At 66.3% G+C, this 20,089-nt stretch carries 19 protein-coding genes; 15 read left to right on the forward strand and 4 right to left on the reverse strand.

What is annotated here, in order from left to right; translation table 11 throughout:
- Window positions 1-34 precede the first annotated feature (34 nt).
- The 7 genes from JLK41_RS08055 (at window position 35) to JLK41_RS08085 (ending at window position 4,788) form a co-directional block, all read left to right on the forward strand.
- Window positions 35-1,156: a beta-ketoacyl-ACP synthase III gene (locus JLK41_RS08055; protein ID WP_037049126.1), complete on the forward strand. Its 1,122-nt coding sequence runs from the start codon at window positions 35-37 to the stop codon at window positions 1,154-1,156.
- Window positions 1,157-1,227: 71 nt separating this feature from the next.
- Window positions 1,228-1,830 carry an RNA polymerase sigma factor gene (locus tag JLK41_RS08060; protein ID WP_037048720.1) on the forward strand — a complete coding sequence of 201 codons (603 nt, stop codon included), beginning with the start codon at window positions 1,228-1,230 and terminating at the stop codon, window positions 1,828-1,830.
- Window positions 1,824-2,057 carry an anti-sigma factor family protein gene (locus JLK41_RS08065; RefSeq protein WP_037048717.1) on the forward strand — a complete coding sequence of 78 codons (234 nt, stop codon included), beginning with the start codon at window positions 1,824-1,826 and terminating at the stop codon, window positions 2,055-2,057. Before JLK41_RS08060 ends, JLK41_RS08065 begins: the two co-directional genes overlap by 7 nt.
- Before the next feature lie 257 nt (window positions 2,058-2,314).
- Window positions 2,315-2,608 (forward strand): HvfA family oxazolone/thioamide-modified RiPP metallophore, encoded by a 294-nt coding sequence (locus JLK41_RS08070; RefSeq protein ID WP_210390736.1) that lies wholly within the window; start codon window positions 2,315-2,317, stop codon window positions 2,606-2,608.
- A 16-nt stretch (window positions 2,609-2,624) separates the two neighbouring features.
- Window positions 2,625-3,467, forward strand: coding sequence for an HvfB family MNIO-type RiPP peptide maturase (locus tag JLK41_RS08075; protein WP_134676254.1), 843 nt, complete (start codon window positions 2,625-2,627; stop codon window positions 3,465-3,467).
- Window positions 3,464-4,174: an HvfC family RiPP maturation protein gene (locus JLK41_RS08080; protein ID WP_210390737.1), complete on the forward strand. Its 711-nt coding sequence runs from the start codon at window positions 3,464-3,466 to the stop codon at window positions 4,172-4,174. Before JLK41_RS08075 ends, JLK41_RS08080 begins: the two co-directional genes overlap by 4 nt.
- A gap of 5 nt (window positions 4,175-4,179) precedes the next feature.
- The gene (locus JLK41_RS08085; protein WP_037048706.1) at window positions 4,180-4,788 is read left to right on the forward strand and encodes an HvfX family Cu-binding RiPP maturation protein; all 609 of its coding nucleotides are present in this window, start codon (window positions 4,180-4,182) and stop codon (window positions 4,786-4,788) included.
- Here the strand turns inward: JLK41_RS08085 and gliR are convergent.
- Window positions 4,785-5,819 (reverse strand): AraC family transcriptional regulator GliR, encoded by a 1,035-nt coding sequence (gene gliR / locus JLK41_RS08090; RefSeq protein WP_152488308.1) that lies wholly within the window; start codon window positions 5,817-5,819, stop codon window positions 4,785-4,787. The two genes, JLK41_RS08085 and gliR, sit on opposite strands and share 4 nt — an antisense overlap.
- 137 nt (window positions 5,820-5,956) lie before the next feature.
- Between gliR and JLK41_RS08095 the strand changes: the two genes are divergently transcribed.
- The 3 genes from JLK41_RS08095 to JLK41_RS08105 all read left to right on the forward strand — a co-directional run bounded on the left by JLK41_RS08095 (window position 5,957) and on the right by JLK41_RS08105 (window position 10,811).
- Window positions 5,957-7,552, forward strand: a complete 1,596-nt coding sequence (locus JLK41_RS08095; RefSeq protein WP_210390738.1) for an FAD-binding oxidoreductase — start codon at window positions 5,957-5,959, stop codon at window positions 7,550-7,552.
- Window positions 7,553-7,554: 2 nt separating this feature from the next.
- On the forward strand, window positions 7,555-9,132 hold the full coding sequence (locus JLK41_RS08100; protein WP_210390739.1) for a glycerol-3-phosphate dehydrogenase/oxidase: 1,578 nt from the start codon (window positions 7,555-7,557) through the stop codon (window positions 9,130-9,132).
- A gap of 95 nt (window positions 9,133-9,227) precedes the next feature.
- Window positions 9,228-10,811, forward strand: a complete 1,584-nt coding sequence (locus tag JLK41_RS08105) for an FGGY-family carbohydrate kinase (protein ID WP_394346194.1) — start codon at window positions 9,228-9,230, stop codon at window positions 10,809-10,811.
- A gap of 36 nt (window positions 10,812-10,847) precedes the next feature.
- On the opposite strand, the gene JLK41_RS08110 is transcribed toward JLK41_RS08105, so the two are convergent.
- Window positions 10,848-11,546, reverse strand: a complete 699-nt coding sequence (locus JLK41_RS08110; RefSeq protein ID WP_210390740.1) for a pirin family protein — start codon at window positions 11,544-11,546, stop codon at window positions 10,848-10,850.
- 175 nt (window positions 11,547-11,721) lie between these two features.
- Between JLK41_RS08110 and yegS the strand changes: the two genes are divergently transcribed.
- The 3 genes from yegS (at window position 11,722) to JLK41_RS08125 (ending at window position 14,648) form a co-directional block, all read left to right on the forward strand.
- Entirely contained in the window at window positions 11,722-12,636 is a 915-nt protein-coding gene (gene yegS, locus JLK41_RS08115; RefSeq protein ID WP_210390741.1) for a lipid kinase YegS, read from the forward strand.
- 98 nt (window positions 12,637-12,734) lie between these two features.
- Window positions 12,735-13,667, forward strand: coding sequence for a chemotaxis protein CheV (locus JLK41_RS08120; RefSeq protein ID WP_037048692.1), 933 nt, complete (start codon window positions 12,735-12,737; stop codon window positions 13,665-13,667).
- A gap of 174 nt (window positions 13,668-13,841) precedes the next feature.
- Window positions 13,842-14,648, forward strand: coding sequence for an MOSC domain-containing protein (locus JLK41_RS08125; RefSeq protein WP_210390742.1), 807 nt, complete (start codon window positions 13,842-13,844; stop codon window positions 14,646-14,648).
- A gap of 74 nt (window positions 14,649-14,722) precedes the next feature.
- Here JLK41_RS08125 and JLK41_RS08130 read toward each other — a convergent pair whose 3' ends face one another.
- Window positions 14,723-16,651 carry a transglycosylase SLT domain-containing protein gene (locus tag JLK41_RS08130; protein ID WP_210390743.1) on the reverse strand — a complete coding sequence of 643 codons (1,929 nt, stop codon included), beginning with the start codon at window positions 16,649-16,651 and terminating at the stop codon, window positions 14,723-14,725.
- 234 nt (window positions 16,652-16,885) lie between these two features.
- Between JLK41_RS08130 and JLK41_RS08135 the strand changes: the two genes are divergently transcribed.
- Together JLK41_RS08135 and JLK41_RS08140 are read left to right on the forward strand one after the other, a co-directional pair.
- Window positions 16,886-18,811, forward strand: a complete 1,926-nt coding sequence (locus JLK41_RS08135) for an ATP-binding cassette domain-containing protein (protein WP_210390744.1) — start codon at window positions 16,886-16,888, stop codon at window positions 18,809-18,811.
- A gap of 17 nt (window positions 18,812-18,828) precedes the next feature.
- Window positions 18,829-19,515, forward strand: coding sequence for a DUF6901 family protein (locus JLK41_RS08140; RefSeq protein ID WP_037048674.1), 687 nt, complete (start codon window positions 18,829-18,831; stop codon window positions 19,513-19,515).
- A gap of 60 nt (window positions 19,516-19,575) precedes the next feature.
- Here the strand turns inward: JLK41_RS08140 and JLK41_RS08145 are convergent, their stop codons facing one another.
- A complete protein-coding gene (locus JLK41_RS08145) occupies window positions 19,576-20,025 on the reverse strand; it encodes a universal stress protein (RefSeq protein WP_037048672.1) in 450 nt (149 codons plus the stop codon).
- Window positions 20,026-20,089 lie beyond the last annotated feature (64 nt).

Below are 20,089 nucleotides of genomic sequence, written 5' to 3' on the forward strand. Positions count from 1 at the left end.
AGGCCGTCCTTGGCGGCCAAGAAGAGGAATGACCGTGCATAACGTCGTGATCAGTGGTACCGGCCTCTATACCCCGGCCAACAGCATTTCCAACGACGAACTGGTGGCATCCTTCAATGCCTACGTGCAGCAGTTCAACGCTGACAACGCCGAGGCCATCGCCCGTGGCGAGGTCGAGGCGCTGAGCGAGTCCAGCAGTGGTTTCATCGAGAAGGCGTCGGGCATCAAGAGCCGCTTCGTCATCGACAAGGACGGCATCCTCGACCCGCAGCGCATGGTGCCGCGCATCCCCGAGCGCTCCAACGAGCAATGGGGCATCCTCTGCGAGATGGCCGTGGGCGCTGCCAAGCAGGCGCTGGAGCGTGCCGGCAAGACCGTCGCCGACATCGACGGGGTGATCGTCGCCTGTTCGAACCTGCAGCGCGCCTACCCGGCGGTGGCCATCGAAGTGCAGGCGGCCCTGGGCATCGAGGGCTGGGGGTATGACATGAACGTGGCCTGCTCGTCGGCCACCTTCGGCATCCAGGCCGCGACCACCGCGATCCAGACCGGCCAGGCCCGCGCCATTCTCATGGTCAACCCGGAAATCTGCACCGGCCACCTGAACTTCCGTGACCGGGACAGCCACTTCATCTTCGGTGATGCCGCCACGGCGGTGATCATCGAGCGTGCCGACCAGGCCACCTCCAAGCATCAGTTCGACGTGGTCGGCACCAAGCTGCTGACCCAGTTCTCCAACAACATCCGCAACAACTTCGGTTTCCTCAACCGTGCGGCGGAGGAGGGCGTGGGCACTCGCGACAAGCTGTTCGTGCAGGAAGGCCGCAAGGTGTTCAAGGACGTCTGCCCGATGGTCGCCGAGCTGATCGCCGCACACCTGGCGGAAAACCAGCTCAACGTCAGCGACGTCAAGCGCTTCTGGCTGCACCAGGCCAACCTCAACATGAACCTGCTGATCGCTCGCAAGCTGCTGGGCCGTGATGCCGAGCCGCATGAGGCGCCGGTGATTCTCGACACCTACGCCAACACCAGTTCGGCCGGTTCGGTGATCGCCCTGCACAAGAACCAGGACGATCTGCCCGCAGGCAGCCTGGGTGTTCTAAGCTCCTTCGGTGCCGGTTATTCGATCGGCAGTGTAATTTTGCGCAAGCGTTGAACTCTCTTTGAGAATGCCTGACGCGCGCGGGGCGTTCATGCGTGCGCTCAGGCTTCATCCTAGGGAGTTCTATGTCCGATTCCGAACTGCTGGATCGTCTGCTCGCCGGTGAGCAGAAGGCTTATCGCGAGCTGGTCGCTCGCTATCAGGGCGCGATGCGGGCGGTGGCCTACGCCATCGTCGGCAGCCGCCACGCCGATGAGGTGGTGCAGGACGCGTGGCTCGCGGTGGTGCGCAGTCTCAGCGGCTTCGAGGGGCGTGCCAGCCTGAAGACCTGGCTGTTGACCATCACCGCCAATACCGCCAAGACCCGTCTCAAGCAGAATCGTCGCGAGGTGCTGCTCGACGACCTGCCAGCGCCCCACGGCACCATCGGCGAGGAGCGCTTCGCCGACGATGGCCACTGGCTGCTGGCGCCCCACGCCTGGCATCAGGACAGCCCCGAGGCGTTGCTGACCGAGGACGAGCTGCGCGAGTGCCTGGAGCATACGCTGACCAGCCTGTCGGAATTGCAGAGCAGCGTCCTGATATTGCGCGAGCGGCAGGGGCTGGAGTTGGAGGCGATCTGTAATCTTCTCGACATCTCGCTCTCCAATGCGCGTGTGCTGCTGCATCGAGCACGCCTGAAAGTCTTCGCCACTCTGGAACATTTCGAGGAGACAGGCCAATGCTGACCTGCAAGGAACTGGTCGCTCACTCAAGCGATTTTCTCGACGGCCAACTGACCCTGCGCCAGCGTATCGCGGTGCGCGCGCACCTGGCCATGTGCGGTAACTGCCGGCGTTTCATCCGGCAGATGAAGTTGACCCAGGCGGTGATCCGACAGATGCCAGAGGGCGAGCTGCCCGAACTCGAGGCTCTGTCCGAGCGTCTGGCGCAGACGCGCCGCGACGACGATTGAAGCGAACCCGGAGTGATCCGGGTTTTTCTTTTCTCCCGTTCACCGCCATTCCATCCCCCGCGTCGCCGCTGTGGGAGGGGCTTCAGCCGCGACCTCCTGAATAGCCGGTAACCGACAGTCGCGCACCTGCTCAATGCGCATTGCCTCCCGGCCAGGGAAAAGTTTTCACCCTCCGCTGTAACGTCCGCACCTGTGCCTCGTCCATTGCTGCGAGGGCGCCAATCCGGCCCCGTCAATCGAATCGATGGAGATGCACCATGAAACAACTCAATACCCTGACTGCCACCCTGGGCGCTGCACTGCTGACTTCCGTGGCGTTCACCGCGCATGCTGCGAGCAACCCGTTCGCCGCGCAGGAACTGGCCAGCGGCTACAGCCTGGCAGCTGCCGAGAAGGCCCAGGAAGGTTCCTGTGGCGAAGGCAAGTGCGGTGGCGAGATGAAGGCCGATCAGGACGGCAAGTGCGGCGAGGGCAAGTGCGGTGCCGAGAAGAAGGCTGACGCCGAAGGCAAATGCGGCGAAGGCAAGTGCGGCGGCGAGAAGAGCGAGTAAGGGCGAGGGACGGATCATGCAACTCGCACCTCTCAGCGGCGCCGGGCTTGGCCTGCGCCGCGGCCTGCTGGCCGAGCTGAGCGCCGATGCCGCCAGCGGCGCCGACTTCCTGGAGGTCGCGCCGGAGAACTGGATCGGCGTCGGCGGGCGCCTGGGCAAGCAGTTGCGGGCCCTGAGCGAGCGCCGGCCGCTGTTGTGCCATGGTCTTTCCCTCAACCTGGGTGGCTTCGCACCGCTGGACCTGGACCTGCTGCACGCCATCAAGGGTTTTCTCGATGCGCACGGCGTGCTGGCCTACAGCGAGCACCTGTCGGCCTGTGCCGACGAGGGCCAGCTCTACGACCTGATGCCGCTGCCGTTCTCCGAGGAGTCGGTGCTGCGCATCGCCGAGCGCGTGCGCATCGTCCAGGACGTACTGGAACGGCCACTGATCATCGAGAACGTCTCGGCCTATGCACGCCTGCCGGGTGAGCTGGAGGAAGCAGAGTTCGTCTGCGCGGTGCTGGAGCGGGCCGACTGCCAGCTGCTGCTGGACGTCAACAACGTCTACGTCAACAGCCTGAATTTCGGCTTCGATGCCGATGCCTACATCGCGGCGATGCCCAGCGAGCGCATCGCCTACCTGCATGTGGCCGGTCACTACGACCAGGCCGACGACCTGAAGATCGATACCCACGGAGCCGCGGTGATCGACCCGGTCTGGGCCCTGCTGCGTGCCACCTACGCGCGGCATGGCGTGCGACCGACGCTGCTGGAGCGTGACTTCAACTTCCCGCCGCTGGCCGAACTCTATGCCGAGCTGGCGCATATCCGTGCGTTGCAGCAGGCCGCGGCACCTCTCGGCAGGTATGGCACATGAAGGGGATCGAGCTGCAGCGCGATTTCGCCGCGCGCATCCGTCAGCCTGATGCGCACGGGCTGTTGCCGGGGATCGCTGCCGAGCGCATGGCGATCTACGAGGAGCTGTTCTTCAACAATGTCGCCAGCCTGGTGAGCGGTGCCTTTCCGGTGCTGCGCGGTGTGCTCGGTGCCGAGCGCTGGCAACGCCTGGTGCGCGGCTTTCTCGCCGAGCACCGTGCCGCTACCCCCTATTTCCTGGAAATCAGTCAGGAGTTCATCGCCTGGTTGCAGCAGGGCTACCGCCCTGAGCCTGACGACCCGCCGTTCATGCTGGAGCTGGCGCACTACGAATGGGTGGAGCTGGCGCTGGATGTCAGCGAGGCGCAGCTGCCGCAACGCGGCTGGTCGCCGCTGGCCTGGCCGCTGGCCTATGTGTGGCCGGTCCAGCGCATCGGTGCTGAACATCGCCCTGCGCTGCCGCCTGGCGAGCCGACCTGCCTGCTGGTCTGGCGGGATGGCAGGGATCAGGTGCGCTTCATGCAGCTGACGCCCTTCGCCTACCAGCTGGCGCTGCGCCTGCAGGCCGGCGAATCACCGCTGCAGGCGCAGCTGGCCCTGGCCACGGCTGCAGGCTTGGCCGCCGACCGCAGCTATTTCGCTAACGCCCGTGCGCTGCTGGAAGACTGGCAGGCGCGCGACATCTGGTTTCCCTATACCGAGGACTGACCGTCATGATCGCTTTGCTCAATCGTTTCCAGGATGCGCTGGAGTATTCCCGGCGCCTGGATTTCCTCGGCCCGCTGCTGCTGCGCCTGTACCTGGTGCCGGTGTTCTGGATGGCCGGTACGCAGAAACTGGCCGATATCGGCGCCACGGCGGCCTGGTTCGGCAACCCGGACTGGGGGCTTGGCCTGCCATTCCCCGAGCTGCTGGCCTGGGCCGCGGCGCTGAGCGAGGCCGGTGGCGCCATTCTGCTGCTGTTCGGCCTGGCGGTGCGCTGGATCAGCATTCCGCTGATCGTCACCATGCTGGTGGCGATCTGTGCGGTGCACTGGCCCTACGGCTGGCAGGCGATCGCCGACCCGTCCGCGCCCTTCGCCAACGAACGCGTGCTGGCGGCTGCGCAGAAGCTGGAACGGGCACGCGCCATCCTGCGCGAACACGGCAACTATGACTGGCTGACGAGCAGCGGCAAGTTCGTGGTGCTGAACAATGGCATCGAGTTCGCCGTCACCTACCTGGTGATGCTGGTCGCGCTGTTCTTCAGTGGGGCGGGGCGCTGGTTCAGTCTGGATTACTGGCTGGCGCGGCAGTGGCGCACGCCGCGTGCGTCCGCCTAGGCGAGCGGGTTGTCACGGCGCCGGTTCTCGCGAAACTCCCCCGGCGTCTGCCCGGTCCAGCTCTTGAAACTGCGGTGGAAGGAGCGTGACTCGGTGAAACCCAGGTAGCAGGCAATGTCCTGGATCGCCAGGTCACTGCGCAGCAGGTAGTGCTCGGCCAGCTCCTGACGCAGCTCGTCGAGTATCTGCTGGTAGCTGGTGCCGGCCTGCTGCAGATGGCGCTGCAGGGTGCGCACCGTCATGTCGAACTTCTCGGCCACCCGTTCCTTGCGTGGCAGACCATCCTTTAGCAGCAGGCGCAGGGCATTCTTCACCCGTCGCGGTAGCGGCTCGTCATCGTCCAGGCCGGCCATCAGGGTCAGCGCGTGCTCTTCCAGCGTGCGCAGCAGGTTGGCGTCGGCCTGGCGCAACGCGACGCCCAGGTAGTCCAGCGGCACCAGCAGCGCATTGCATGGCTGCTCGAACAGCACCGGGCAGCCGAACAGCTGCTGGTAGTCGTCGAGCGTGGTGCCGGCCGGTTGCGCGTGCTCGAACCACACCTCGCGTGGCGAGTGCTCGGAGTCGGCGATCCAGCGTGCGTACAGCAGCCAGGAGGCGAGCACGTTCTCCACCATGTGTCGCCGCACCTCGGGGCCCTGATGACGGCAGCTCCAGATCAGGCGCACATGGTCCTCGGCCGCTTCGATACGGCTGGTGCCCATGTCACCCACCAGTTTCTCGTAGGGCACGATACGGCTCATGGCTTCGCCCAGGGTGGCGCAGTTCATGGCGATGTAACCGAGCACGCTCCAGGAACCCGGCTGCACGAAGCGCGCCGCGTGCAGGCCGAACAGCGGGTCGGCGGAAACGCTCATCAGGTGTTCCAGCAGGCGTTCATGCACCTCGCTGGGCATGCGCTTGCCGTTGTCGGCCAGGTCGCGCGCGTCGATGCCGGCCGCCGCCAGCGCGCGATCGATGTCCAGGCCAAGGTGCTCGGCCTGGCGCAGGTACTTGAGCAGGGCGGGAACCGAGGTGTAGCCGAGGTTTTCCATGGGTTCTTCTTGTTCTGGGTGAAAGGGTGCTCTGCCTGTCTTGATTGGCGACAGCGCCTGTCACAATCCGACAGTGACGGCGGACGACGGCTGGCTAGTATAGGCAGCCATCAGTGCTGATCGGAATGGGGAACGCAATGCGACGCTGGAACGGATGGGGTGACGAGTCGACCGAAGTGGAACTGCCGGCACATGGCGAGGCGTTTCTCGCCGAGCTGATCGGGCCAGGGCAGCGTCTAGCCGATGCCAGCCTGGCACAGGTACTGGCCAGTGTGCCGCCGTCGCGCCTGGCGCCGCACCCGTCGATCAGCCAGGACGCCGAGATGCGCGTGCGCCACGCCCGTGGGCAGAGCCTGTCGGACTGGCTGGCCATGCGCTCCGGGGATTTCGGCCTGTTTCCCGATGGCGTTGCCTGCCCGGAAAGCGCCGAGCAGATCCGCGAGCTGCTGGCCTGGGCGCAGCAGCACGACGTCACGCTGATTCCCTATGGCGGCGGTACCTCGGTGGCCGGGCACATCAATCCGCAAGCCGGCGAGCGCCCCGTGCTGACCCTGTCGCTGGAGCGCATGACGCGTCTGCTCGACATCGACGAAGACAGCCTCATCGCCACCTTCGGCCCCGGCGCCAATGGCCCGCAGGTCGAGAGCCAGTTGCGCGCACGCGGCTACACCCTGGGGCACTTCCCGCAGTCCTGGGAGCTGTCGACCCTCGGCGGCTGGGTGGCCAGTCGCTCCAGCGGTCAGCAGTCCCTGCGCTATGGGCGCATCGAGCAACTGTTCGCCGGCGGCAAGCTGGAAACCTTCGCCGGCACCCTGGAGATTCCCTCCTTCCCGGCCTCGGCCGCCGGCCCCGACCTGCGCGAGCTGGTGCTGGGCTCGGAAGGACGCTTCGGGGTGATTTCCGAAGTGCGCGTGCGCATCAGCCGCCTGGCCGAGCAGGAGCGCTTCTATAGCGTCTTCCTGCCCGACTGGCAGCAGGCACTGAGCGCCGTGCGCCAACTGGCCCAGGCGCGCGTACCCCTGTCCATGCTGCGCCTGTCCAATGCCATCGAGTCGCGTACCCAGCTGGCGCTGGCCGGGCATCCGCAGCAGATCGCCCTGCTGGAAAAGTACCTGGCGTTGCGCGGCGCCCGTGACGGCAAGTGCATGCTGACCTTCGGCGTCACCGGCAGCCGTGTGCAGAACGCCGCCTCGCTGAAACAGGCGCGGCGCCTGCTGAAGGGCTTCGGCGGGGTGTTCACCGGCACCCTGCTGGGCAAGAAGTGGGAGCAGAATCGCTTCCGCTTCCCGTACCTGCGCCACGGTCTGTGGGAGGGCGGCTATCTGGTCGACACCCTGGAAACCGCCACCGACTGGTCGAACGTCGACAACCTGCTGAACAAGGTCGAAGCCAGCCTGCGCGAAGAGCTGGTCGGCGATGGCGAACGCGTGCATGTGTTCACCCACCTGTCGCACGTCTATGGCGAGGGCTCCAGCATCTACACCACCTATGTGTTCCGGCCGGGCAGCGACTACACCGAGGCCCTGTCGCGCTGGCAGCGCCTGAAGGCCGCAGCCAGCCGCACCATCGCCGAGAACCGCGGCACCATCAGCCACCAGCATGGCGTCGGGCGTGACCATGCGCCGTACCTGGTGGAGGAGAAAGGCGAACTGGGCATGGCCACGTTGCGCAAGCTGTCCGCGCATTTCGATCCTGAACAGCGCCTGGCTCCCGGCGTGCTTCTGCAGGACTGATCATGGAAGCCTGGAACGCCGCCTGGCGCGAACGTGCCCTGCCCGAGCTGGCGGCGCGCGACTGGGATTTGCTGGTGATCGGCGGCGGCATCTGCGGCGCCGGCATCCTGCGCGAGGCCGCCCGGCGTGGCTGGCGTTGCCTGCTGCTGGAGCAGCGTGATTTCGCCTGGGGCACCTCCAGTCGCTCGTCGAAAATGGTCCACGGCGGGTTGCGCTATGTCGCCAAGGGGCAACTGGCGCTGACCCGTGACTCGGTACGCGAGCGTCAGCGCCTGCTGGGCGAGGCGCCGGGGCTGGTGCAGCCGCTGAGCTTCGTCATGCCGCACTATCGTGGCGGCTTTCCCGGCCCCAGGGTCTTCGGCGGTTTGCTGAGCCTGTATGACGCCCTGGCCGGCAAGCGCAATCACCTGTTCTACCCGCTGCAGCAACTGCGCTACCTGGCGCCGGGCCTGCGCGAGGATGGCCTGCTGGGTGGCACGCGTTTCTTCGACGCGGTGACCGACGATGCGCGCCTGGTGCAACGTGTGCTGGCTGAGGCGCGCAGCGACGGTGGCGAGGCGCTCAACGGCATGCGCGTGGTCGAGCTGCTGCGCGAGGCGGACCAGGTCGTCGGTGTGCTCGCCGAGGATACGCAGACGGGCGCGCGCTACCCGCTGCGCAGTCGTGCCGTGGCGCAGGCCACCGGGGCCTGGGCCGACCGCCTGCGGACGCCGGGCAATGGGCGGATCCGCCCGCTGCGCGGCAGCCATCTGCTGCTGCCGGGCTGGCGCCTGCCGGTGGCCCACGCCTTCAGTTTCATGCACGCGGAGGATGGTCGGCCGGTGTTCGTCTTCCCCTGGGAGGGGGCGACGGTGATCGGCACCACCGACTTGGATCATGATGGGGCGCTGGATGACGACGCGGCCATCAGCAACGCGGAGGTCGACTACCTGCTGGCGGCCTGTGCCCAGCAGTTTCCCCAGGCCCTGGTCGGCCGCGCCGACGTGCTGGCGACCTGGGCCGGCGTGCGTCCGGTGGTGAGTGACGGCGCCGTCGGCCTGAAGCCCTCGGACGAGAAGCGCGAGCATGCGCTGTGGGTCGAGCCGGGGTGCGTGACCCTGGCCGGCGGCAAGCTGACGACCTTCCGGCTGCTGGCGCTGGAGGTGCTGCGCGCTTGCGCCGGCTTCGTCGGCAAGACGGTTGACGACCGCGGTTGTGCCGTGTTCCGCGCTGAAGCGTTGCCGTCCATGGCGTCGCTGAGCCCGGCGCAGCAACGGCGTCTGGCTGGTCGCCATGGCCGCCAGCTGGGCGAGGTGCTGCGGCGGATCGAAGCCCTGGGTGAGGCGTGCGTCGCCGGCACCGACACCCTGTGGGCCGAGCTGGCCTGGGCCGCCGACGGCGAGCTGGTGCTGCACCTGGACGACCTGCTGCTGCGCCGTACCCGTTTGGGCCTGTTGCTGGCCGAAGGCGGGCGTGCCGAGCTGCCGCGCATTCGTGCGCTGTGCCAGCCACGCCTGGGCTGGAGCGACGAGCGCTGGCTGCAGGAACAAGCGAACTACCTGGCGCTCTGGCAACGCTGCTACAGCTTGCCGCCAGCCTGATCATCCAGTGGCGGCCTGGCCGCCGCTGGCAGCCCGGACGCGAACCGGGACAAACGAAGAAGCCGCGCCCGGTATGCAGCCGGCCACGCAGCCACATGCCTGACAAGAAGGATCACACCTTGAGCGAACCAAGCTACCTGCTGAGCATCGACAACGGCACCCAGAGCGTGCGTGCGCTGCTGTTCGATACCGCCGGCAACCTGCTCGCCAAGGGCAAGGTGGAGCTCGACCCGTACTTCTCCAGCCAGCCGGGCTGGGCCGAGCAGGACCCGGAGTACTACTGGGCCAGCCTGGGGGAGGCCTGTCGGCTGCTCTGGCAGCAGGCGGACATCGACCGCAGCCTGATCAGGGGCGTGGCGGTGACCACGCAGCGTGGCAGCGTCATTCATGTCGATGAGCAGGGCACGCCGCTGCGCCCGGCGATCCTCTGGCTCGACCAGCGTCGCGCCGAGGTCCGGGAGCGCATCAAGGGGCCGTGGGGCTGGCTGTTCAAACTGGCCCGTGCCGAGGAGGCGGTCGATCACTTCCGTGGCCAGGCCGAGGTCAACTGGGTCGCCCAGCAGCAACCGGAGATCGCCGCCCGCACGCACAAGGTGCTGCTGCTCTCGGGCTTTCTCACCCATCGTCTGTGTGGCCGTTTCGTCGACTCGACCAGCAGTTGCGTGGCCTACCTGCCGTTCGACTACAAGCGCCTGTGCTGGGCTGCGCCGCGGGACTGGAAATGGCAGGCGCTGGCGGTACGCCGGGAACAGCTGCCCGAGCTGTTCAAGCCGGGCGAGCGCCTGGGCAGCATCTCGGCGCAGGCGAGTCGTCACACCGGTATTCCCGAGGGGCTGCCGCTGATCGCCGCTGGCGCCGACAAGGCCTGCGAGGTGCTCGGCTCCGGCGCTCTGGACGCGAGCACCGCGTGCCTCTCCTACGGCACCACGGCGACCATCAACACCACCCGCAGTCGTTATCTGGAGACCATCGCGCTGATTCCGCCGTACCCGGCAGCGCTGCCGGATCACTTCAATACCGAGGTGATGATCTATCGCGGTTTCTGGATGGTCAGCTGGTTCAAGCGCGAGTTCGGCCTGCGCGAGATGCAGCGCGCCGAGGCCCTGGGCGTGGCGCCCGAGGCCCTGTTCGACGAACTGGTCAACGCCGTGCCCCCCGGCTCCATGGGGCTGATGCTGCAACCCTACTGGACCCCCGGCATCCGGGAGCCCGGACTGGAGGCCAAGGGCTCGATCATCGGCTTCGGTGACGTGCACACGCGCGCGCACCTGTATCGCGCCATCCTCGAAGGGCTGGCCTATGCCCTGCGCCAGGGTAAGGAGCGCATCGAGAAACGTGCCGGCACGCCGATCCGGCGCCTGCGCGTGTCCGGCGGTGGTTCGCAGAGCGATGCGGCGATGCAGCTGACCGCCGACATCTTCGGCCTGCCGGCAGAGCGCCCGCATCTGTACGAAACCAGCGGCCTCGGGGCGGCGATCAACTGCGCCGTGGGCCTTGGCCTGCATGCCGACTATGCGGCCGCCATCGCCGCGATGACCCGCGTCGGCCAGGTCTTCGAGCCCGACCCGGCGGCGCAGCGCACCTACGAGCAGCTCTACACGCAGGTCTACCAGCGCATGTATCGCCAGCTCAGGCCGCTGTACCAGCGCATCCGCAAGATCACCGGCTATCCGGCCTAGGGCTGCAAGCCGGGAGGTGCGTCGCCCTGAATGGCCTCAGGCGACGTCCACCAGCACGATCTCGCTGTCTTCCTGCGCTTCGACGCGCAGCTGGGTTTCCTCGGCGATGGCCACCCCGTCACGTGCCTTGGCGGCCACGCCGTTGACGCTGAAGGCGCCGCTGGCCGCGACCAGATAGGCCTTGCGCCCTGGCTGCAGGCTGTACTCGGCAGTCTGTCCGGCCTTGATCGTGGCGGCTAGCAGTCGCGCATCGGTGCGGATGCGCAGGGCGTCGACATCTTCCTCGTAGCCACTGGCCAGGGTGACGAAGGCTCCGGAGCGATCCCCCTTGGGAAACGGCCTGGCGCCCCAGGACGGCGGCAGGCCCGCCTGGGTCGGCTGGATCCAGATCTGGAAGATCTTGGTGGTCTCATCCTCCAGGTTGTACTCGCTGTGGGCGATCCCGGTGCCGGCGCTCATCACCTGCACGTCGCCGGCCTCGGTACGGCCCTTGTTGCCCAGGTTGTCCTCGTGGCTGATCGCCCCTTCGCGGACATAGGTGATGATCTCCATGTCACGATGCGGATGGGGCGGGAAGCCCGAGTGCGGCGCGATCTCGTCGTCGTTCCAGACACGCAGGTTGCCCCAGCTCATGCGCTGTGGATCGTAGTATTCGGCGAAGGAAAAATGGTGGCGGGCATTGAGCCAGCCGTGGTGGGCGCCACCGAGTTGTTCGAACGGACGTACGTCAATCATGGTCAATCCTCCTGTCACGCCAGGGCTGAGTCCCGGGCAGTGTCGATGGCGGCATGATCCATTTGGTTTAATCGATTTTAAAGCGCAATATTTTTGGCATTAACATCGATTCATTCGATTATTTTCGCGAAGGCCAAGCACTAGGCTTTCGCTGAACCCTTCAAGGAGGAGTGCGATGGGCGAGCGCAAGGCCTGGCTGATCCTGCATGGCAAACAGGCACTGAACGAAGAGGTGAGGGCGGCGGTGAACGGCCTGCGCGAGCGTGGCTGGGACCTGGCGGTGCGCCTGACCTGGGAAGGCGGTGACGCCGAACGACTGGTCGAGGAAGGGCTGGCTGCCGGCTATCGGACGCTGATCGCCGGCGGTGGCGATGGCACCCTGCGCGATGTGGTCGAGGCGCTGGTCAAGGCGCGGAGCGAGGCGAGCCTGGCGCTGCTGCCACTGGGCACCGCCAATGACTTTGCCCACGCCGCCGGTATCGCCCTGGCCCCCGCCGCCGCGCTGGCGCTGCTTGAGGTCGAGCCGGTGAGCGTGGATGTCGGTATGGCGGGCGAACGTGCCTTCCTCAACATGGCCACGGGCGGCTTCGGCTCCAACGTCACCGCCAATACGCCGGAAGAACTGAAGAAGGTGCTGGGCGGCGCTGCCTATCTGCTCACCGGGCTCAGCCGCTTTTCCGAGGTGCGCGCCGCCACGGGGCGCTTCCACGGGCCTGACTTCGACTGGCAGGGGGAGTTTCTCGCGCTGGGCATCGGCAACGGCCGCCAGGCCGGCGGCGGCCATGTGCTGTGCCCACAGGCCAGGGTCGACGACGGCCTGCTGGACGTCTGCATCGTGCCGGCCGCGCAGGATGTGGTGACGACCCTGGGCACCCTCCTGTCGGGCGGCATGCGCGGCCTGCAGAGCGTGGCGATCAACGCCCGCCTGCCCTGGGTTGAGGTCGAGGCCAGCGAGGGGCTCGACCTCAACCTCGATGGCGAGCCGATGACGAGCGAGCGCCTGCGTTTCGACGCGGTGCCTGCTGCCCTGCGTCTGCACCTGCCGGAGCATTCCCCGCTACTCGGTCGCTGGTCAGGTGAAGAGGGCTGAGGCATGATGGCTGAGCGCCAGCAATGCTACAGTCTGCCGGCCGCTCGCCGATAACCCTAATGGCAGGCTAGACTCACTAAACACCACGGGAGCGCATGATGGCCGGCATTCTTGATTCAGTAGATCAACGCACGCAACTGGTCGGCGAAAACCGCCTGGAAATCCTCATGTTCCGCCTGGGCGGCCGGCAGCTGTTCGCGATCAACGTGTTCAAGGTGCAGGAAGTCCTGCAGATGCCCAAGCTGACGCTGATGCCCCAGCGCCATCGCTTCGTCTGTGGCGTGGTCAACCTGCGTGGCCAGACCCTGCCGGTGATCGACCTGTCTCAGGCCATCGGCATGCGCCCGCTGGTGCCGGATGAGCGCAGCACCATCATCGTTACCGAATACAACCGCTCCGTGCAGGCATTTCTGGTCGGCAGCGTCGACCGCATCCTCAACCTCAACTGGGAGTCGATCCAGCCGCCCCCTGGCGGTGCCGGCCGGCAGCACTACCTGACCGCCATCACCAAGGTCGACGAGCAGATCGTCGAGGTGATCGACGTGGAGAAGGTGCTGGCCGAGATCGTGCCGATGAGCACCAAGGTATCGGCCGAGAAGCTGGCCGACCCGCTGCTGGAGAAGGCGCGTGGGCGTGAGGTCCTGCTGGTCGACGACTCCAGCGTGGCGCTCAGCCAGCTGCGTGACACCCTGACCCAGCTGGGCATTCGCCTGCACATGGCCAGCGACGGCCTCAAGGCCTTCAACCTGCTGAAGAAGTGGGCCGACAGCGGTGAGGTGATGACCGACAAGCTGCTGATGGTCTTCACCGATGCCGAGATGCCGGAAATGGACGGCTACCGGCTGACCAGCGAGATTCGCAGCGACCCGCGCCTCAAGGACCTCTACGTGGTCTTGCACACCTCGCTGTCCGGCAGTTTCAACGAGGCCATGGTGAAGAAGGTCGGCTGCGACGGTTTCCTCTCCAAGTTCCAGCCGGACAAGTTGGTGGACGTGATCCGCACGCGCCTGGAGCTCGACGAGCCCCGCTAGGGCTGCACGCCAGGTTTCGTCCTTGCGTCGCGGCGCGGGCGGGGCGACTGCCCGGCGCTGACGCTGCCCATCCGCCAACCCGCTACCCGGGTTTACCCTGTTTCCTGCAGCCTAGTGCTTGTGAGCATCGGCGTCAGCTCGTATAACGGCGTTTTGCCAACAGGGAGCTGACCCATGCCGAGTCTTTCGGAGCTGTACCGCTTTCCGCTCAAGTCCGGGCGCGGCGAGGCGCTGCAGCGCAGCGCGGTCGATGGCCTGGGGCTCAATGGCGACCGCCGCTGGATGGTGGTCGATGCCGACAACGGTCGCTTCATCACGCAACGCCTGCTGCCGCAGATGAGCCAGCTGAGCGCCCTGTACGACGGTCGTGGCGGTCTGACACTCAGCGCGGCCGGGGTCGAGGATCTGAGCGTCGCGCTTCCCGAGCCGGATCAGGCGTTGCGCGGTGTGACCGTCTGGCGTGACAGCCTGCGCGTGCCGGATGCCGGCGACGAAGCGGCGGCCTGGCTCAGTGCGCTGCTGGGCAAGTCCTGTCGCCTGGTGCAGGTGCCGGACGAGCGTACCCGCCAGGTCGATACCGCCTATGCGCAGCCAGGGGACCGGGTGGCCTTCGCCGATGGTTTCCCGCTGCTGCTGATCGGCCAGGCGTCGCTGGACGACTTGTCGCGGCGTGTCGGCCAGCCGCTGTCGATGCTGCGCTTTCGCCCCAACCTGGTGGTCACTGGCAGCGAGGCCTACGCGGAAGACAGCTGGAAGCGCATTCGCATTGGCGAGGTGGAGTTCGACGTGGCCAAGGGCTGTTCGCGCTGCATCCTCACCACCGTCGATCCGCAGACCGGCGAGCGCCATGCCCAGCGTGAACCGCTGGCCACCCTGAAGACCTACCGTGAGCGCGATGGCGATGTGTACTTCGGTCAGAACCTGCTACCGCGCGGCGTAGGCGAGCTGCAGGTGGGCATGCCGGTCGAGGTGCTGGAATAAGCCGCAGGCCATGAGCCTCGGGCTGCAAGCCGCCGCGCTGTGTTCAGCGCTCATGGCTTGCAGCGCACGCGGTTTCACTGGTCGTCGAAGAAGCGCTCGTTCCAGGCCACCAGCGGGTGGGGGGCATTGAGCTTCTGGCCGTAGATGACCGAGTAGGACAGCACGTTCTGCACGTACTGGCGGGTCTCGTCGAACGGGATGTTCTCCACCCAGACGTCATAGCTCAGGTGATTGGCGCCGCGCAGCCACTGGCGCACGCGGCCTGGACCGGCGTTGTAGGCCGCCGAGGCGAGCACGCGGTTGCCGTTGAACTGGCCATACACCTGGCTCAGGTAGGCGGCGCCCAGCTGGATGTTGGTCTCCGGGTTGATCGCCTGCTTCGCCGAGGACAGCGGAATGCCGAACTTGCGTGCGGTTTCCCGGGCGGTGGCCGGCATCAGCTGCATCAGGCCCATCGCGCCGGCATGGGAGCGGGCGTCGGCCATGAACGCGCTCTCCTGGCGGGTGATGGCGAATACCCAGCTCGAATGGATGTCACGGCGTCGCGCTTCACGCACCAGGTCATCCCGGTGCGCCATGGGGAAGCGCACCTCCAGGTCGTCCCAGTACTGGGCCTGGCTGATGGTGCGGATGGCGGGGAAGTACCACTCCATGTCGTAGGCCAGGCGTGCCTGAGCCACCAGTTCATCGCGACTGAACAGGCGGCTGACGTGGTACCACTCGCGCCGGCCGTCGACGATCTGCCCCAGGGCGTGGAACTCCATGGCGCGGCGGATGCCGGCCGTGTTGCGCACCTTCTGGATGACCTTGGGGTCGATGTGCAGCGGCTGGTTGTTCAGCTGGTAGGGGGCCTTGACCTGGTCGGCGGCCATGAAACCGTAGAAGTCACGCTCCTTGGCCAGCGCCTGGAACAGCACGGCCGGTTGCTGGCTGTTGGGCTGGGCCAGTTGCAGGCTGCGGGCGTTCCAGTAGCGCCAGCGGTTGCTGCTGGCCAGCTCGGCCGGCATGCGCTGGGTCAGCTGGTAGGCCTCATCCCAGCGGCCATTACGCAGCAGCAGCCGTGCGCGCCACTCGCTGACGCTGTTGTCGCGCAGTTCCGGGTCGTACTTGGCCATCACCTGCAGCCCGCGCATGTCGAAGCGCTTGGCCAGGGTCAGGCCGATCTGCCGGGCGATGGCGACCTTCTCCTGTTCGGAGAACTTCATGCGCTGCGCGTAGTTGTCCAGCAGCGGCAGGGCGTCTTCCGGGCTCTGCCGGGCCAGGCGACGCAGGCCGAGACCGACCACGTCGCCCATTGCCTCGTCGGCCGGAGCGAAACGTGCGGTCTGCTTCAGGGTTTGCGGTTTCTGCGCCACCTCGAGCAACAGCTTGCCGTGGGTGCCGAGGGTGGACAGCCCCTTGACCAGGTAGTTGGCCAAACCGTAGTTACCGGCCTCGACGGCCAGCTTGGTGCGCTGCCAGCGGCGGCTCTCCGTGAGCTGGCCGTTGGCCGTCCAGCGCTCGAACAGCGGGTCGCAGGCATTGGGTTGCGACTTGCCCACCAGCCAGAGCTTCTCGGCCGTGGCATTGCCTTCCGCGACCTGGCCATGGGTCATCTGGTACTGGCCGTAGAGGCAGTCCAGTTCGGTGAAGTTCATCGCCGGATCGTAGTGCGCGAGAAAGGGTTTCCAGTCGCCGCGCTCGGCCAGCATGCGCAACCAGCGCAGCTTCATCCAGCTGGCTTGCGGCAGGTCGCCATGCTCGGCGAGAAACTTCTCGATCTCGGCAGTGCTGGCGGACTTGAGCCGGCTGGTCAGGTCGTCGTAGGTCAGATAGGGCGTCAGCGGGTAGTCACGCAGCGCTGTCTGGTAGGTGCGGTAGGGACCGCTGTCGCCCTTGGCCAGTGCGCGCTTGGCTTCGTCGTAGTACTGGCGCTGCTGGGCAAGGCTGGCGGCTTCGGCGCTGGCGACGCCGGCGGAGGTGAGGATCAGGCAGGAAATTACGGAGAGAAAGCGACTGCGCATGGTATATCCAGGGGCAAGCAGGTGATTGGGCAACACGGTCCGTGTTGTTGCATACGTCTAGCTTAGCGCTTCATCGAGGCAGGGTGAATGGCGCAGCGCCGGACGGACATATGCGGCAAAAAAGCGGCGTCGGGGCGCTCGGGCGCCATCCGGGTGGATGCCGCTGTCGGCGCGAAACGGCAACAGCCCGGTTGCATCTCGGGTAGAATGCGCCCCCTGTTTCTGGAGATGCCCATGACCCTGCTCAAGTTCGCTGACGTATCCCTCGCCTATGGCGCCATGCCCCTGCTCGACGGGGTGTCGTGGCAGATCGCACGGGGCGAACGGGTGTGCATCATCGGCCGCAACGGTACCGGCAAGTCGAGCATGCTGCGCCTGGTCAAGGGCGACCAGATGCCGGATGACGGCGAAATCTGGCGGGCGCCCGGGCTGAAGATCGGCGAATTGCCGCAGGAGCTGCCGCGTGCCGACGAGCGCACGGTGTTCGACGTGGTCGCCGAAGGCCTGGCCGGAGTCGGCGAGCTGCTGGCGCGTTATCACCACCTGGCGCAGCACATCTCGGGCGATGACGATCTCGAGCAACTGATGCACGTCCAGCAGGAGCTGGAAGCCAAGGACGGTTGGCGTTTGCAGCAACTGGTCGACAGCACCCTGAGCCGCCTGCAGCTGCCTGCCGACAAGACTCTCGCCGAGCTGTCCGGTGGCTGGCGCCGCCGCGTGCTGCTGGCGCAGGCGCTGGTTTCCGAGCCGGATCTGCTGCTGCTCGACGAACCGACCAACCACCTGGATATCGGTGCCATCGCCTGGCTCGAAGAAGCGCTGAAGGACTTCGGCGGCGCCGTGCTGTTCATCACCCACGACCGCTCCTTCCTGCAGAACCTGGCCACGCGCATCCTCGAGCTGGATCGTGGCGGGCTGATCGACTGGAACGGCGACTACGCCAGCTTCCTCGTGCACAAGGAGCAGCAGCTCGCTGCCGAGGAGACTGCCAACGGGCTGTTCGACAAGCGCCTGGCCCAGGAGGAGGTGTGGATTCGCCAGGGCATCAAGGCACGCCGTACGCGCAACGAAGGCCGCGTGCGTGCGCTCAAGGCGATGCGTGCCGAGCGCGCCGAACGTCGCGAGCGCCAGGGCAAGGCCACCATCCAGCTGGAGACGGCGGACAAGTCCGGCAAGCAGGTCATGGTGGCGGAGAACGTCAGTTTTGCCCATGCCGGCGGACCCTTCCTGGTCAGGGATTTCTCCATGGTGCTGCAGCGTGGCGATCGCATCGGCCTGCTGGGCGCCAACGGCACCGGCAAGACCACCTTGCTCAAGCTGCTGCTGGGTGACTTGCAGCCGAGCAGTGGTGGCATCGAGGTGGGCACCAAGCTGGAAGTGGCATATTTCGACCAATTGCGTCACCAGCTCGAGCCGGAGAAGACGGTGATCGACAACGTCGCCGAAGGGCGCGACTTCATCAGCATCGATGGGCAGAACCGCCACGTGCTGAGCTACCTGGGCGACTTCCTGTTCAGTCCGCAGCGGGCGCGCACCCCGGTGAAGGCGCTCTCCGGGGGGGAACGGGCACGACTGTTGCTGGCGAAGCTGTTCAGCAAACCGGCCAACCTGCTGGTGCTCGATGAACCGACCAACGACCTGGATGTAGAAACTCTGGAACTGCTCGAAGAAGTCCTGCTTAACTTCCCTGGTACGGTGCTGATGGTCAGCCACGATCGTGCCTTCCTCGACAATGTCGTGACCAGCACCCTGGTGTTCGAGGGCGAGGGCAAGGTGCGTGAGTACGTGGGTGGCTACCAGGACTGGCTGCGCCAGGGTGGTTCGCCGCGCCTGCTCGGCGTCGGCGAGAGCAAGTCGGGCAAGGCCGAGCTGGCCAGCGCGGTCGTCGAGGCACCGGTGGCAGAGGCGCCACAACCGGTTCAGGAAAGCAGCGAGCCGGCGAAGAAGAAACTCAGCTACAAGCTGCAGCGCGAACTCGAAGCGATCCCCGGGCAGATCGATGCCCTGGAGCAGGAGATGGCCGCGCTGCAGGAACGGATTGCGGATCCCGGCTTCTATCAGCAGCCGGTGCAGACCACCACGGACGTATTGGCGCGTCTCGATGACCTGCAGAAGGAGTTGGACAGGTTGATCGAGCGCTGGGCAGAGCTGGAAGGCTGACGAAGGAACGAACAGGCATGGCTATCGAGTACCGCATCACCCTGGATGACAATCATCAGTTCAGCTATCGGATCGAGCTGAACCGGGAGTACGACCCCGAGGAGGCTCAGCAGGCACCTGCCTGGACGCGTCTCGGGCACCAGCAGTGCAGCAACTGCCCGCTCAGCCGCGAGCAGTTCAGCAACTGCCCGGCGGCGGTCGACCTGCATCGGGTGATCGAGGATTTCCGTGGCCTGCCGGCGTTCAAGAAAGCCAGTGTCTGGGTTCGCACGCCGGAGCGCGAGTACACCAAGCACCTGGGCCTGGAGGAGGGGCTGCGTGCGCTGCTGGGGGTGATCATGGCCACCAGCGCCTGCCCGTTGCTGGGGCGCCTGCGGCCCATGGCGCAGCATCATCTGCCGTTCGCCAACAACCAGGAGTTCATCCTGCGCGCGGTGTCGCTCTACCTGACGCGGCAGTACTTCAACATGCGTGAAGGGCGTCTGGCCGACTGGGAGCTCAAGGGACTGGTGCGCCTGTTCCAGCAACTGAAGCTGGTCAATCAGGCGTTCTGGCAGCGCATCCACGACACCTGCGAGGGTGATTCGAACCTCAAGGCCTTCCTCACCTTCTTCTCCCTGTCGTCGAGCATGACGGTATCGCTGGAGACTCAGCTGCAGAAGATCCGCCCGCTGGTCATGAGTGCCGGCGATTCCTTCGACTGAGCAACGAAGCGCCGCCAGTTGTGATCTCCCGCGGCTCAGCGATGTGCGCGGGAGACAGGATCAGGCGTGTTTTTCCGGCTTCTTCAGGCGCACCGCGAGCACGTCGCAGGGCGCACCATGCAGCACGTCGTTGGCGGTCGAGCCGAGCAGCAGTGCCAGGCCGTGGCGGCCATGGCTGCCGACCACGATCAGGTCGCAGCCCTGTTCTTCGGCGAGACGGTGGATTTCCTGGCGCGGCTGGCCGTAGGCGAGGTGGCGCTGGTCCGCGGCGAGTTCGGGGTATTTGCCGGAGAAGCTGTCCAGGCGCTCGCGAGCCTGTTCGAACTGCTGTTGCTGCAGCATCGACAGGTCCATCGGCACGTCACCACCGAAGGCCATGGCCATGGGCTCGACGATGTGCACCAAGGACATCTTCGCTCCGCTGGCCTGCGCCAGTTTCTGTGCGCGAACCACCACGGGGTCGCATTCGTCGGTCAGGTCTACGGCGACCAGAATATGCTGGTAGGGCATGGTGAACTCCTCGTGAAAGGCAAATAGCGCTGTATCAAGTATGGCCCCATTGCATGCGATAGGG

This window comes from Ectopseudomonas khazarica, assembly GCF_017915135.1.
In the GTDB taxonomy this organism is placed as follows: domain Bacteria; phylum Pseudomonadota; class Gammaproteobacteria; order Pseudomonadales; family Pseudomonadaceae; genus Aquipseudomonas; species Aquipseudomonas khazarica.